Source organism: Bacillus sp. 22475, assembly GCF_052044835.1.
In the GTDB taxonomy this organism is placed as follows: Bacteria; Bacillota; Bacilli; order Bacillales; family Bacillaceae_G; genus Bacillus_A; species Bacillus_A cereus.
The window spans coordinates 1-548 of sequence record NZ_JBQENW010000100.1; the positions used below are offsets into that span (position 1 = coordinate 1).

Consider the following 548-nt stretch of genomic DNA (forward strand, 5'->3'; position numbering starts at 1 on the left):
ACCTTACTTCACTTCCATCACTTACAAAAAATGAATACAAAGTATAAATTAAAATTAATATTCCATAAATAATTTTGTACAATGAACTCCCCCCTTTTTTGTAAATTTTTTAGTATAAAAGTTTAATTCAAGTCCTATATCAAAATGAAAAGCACCTGTGATATACACAAAGTGCTTTTCTCTTGTCAATTTATCTATTTTCACTATATTTATCTATTTTCTTTTTATAACTCGAACTTCTTCGAATCGTCCTTTTCTATAAGTTTGCTGCAATTCATTTTGTTCATATGGAATATGTTTATCTGTCTGTACATCTTCAACATTTGCTCCATCTAATAATCTCCTGTACTTAAAAGAGTGCCCTATTAATACTGTTGTAATCAATTTTGTATTGCCCTCCTTTTGTTTGATTACTTGTATCATAAAACAAGTATCTGAAGTTGATATGTAGTCTATCTAGAGTGTATGTAAATTTAAAAAATCTCTAACAAAATGTTTGTATTGTAACGTTACCACCAAAACTATTGCTCCAAACACCATGATTTGAA

The 548-nt window shown here is 27.9% G+C and carries 1 protein-coding gene; it reads right to left on the reverse strand.

The features are described from left to right. Positions 1-213: 213 nt before the first annotated feature. A complete protein-coding gene (locus ACTJJY_RS32095) occupies positions 214-384 on the reverse strand; it encodes a hypothetical protein (protein WP_440607454.1) in 171 nt (56 codons plus the stop codon). Positions 385-548: the final 164 nt, after the last annotated feature.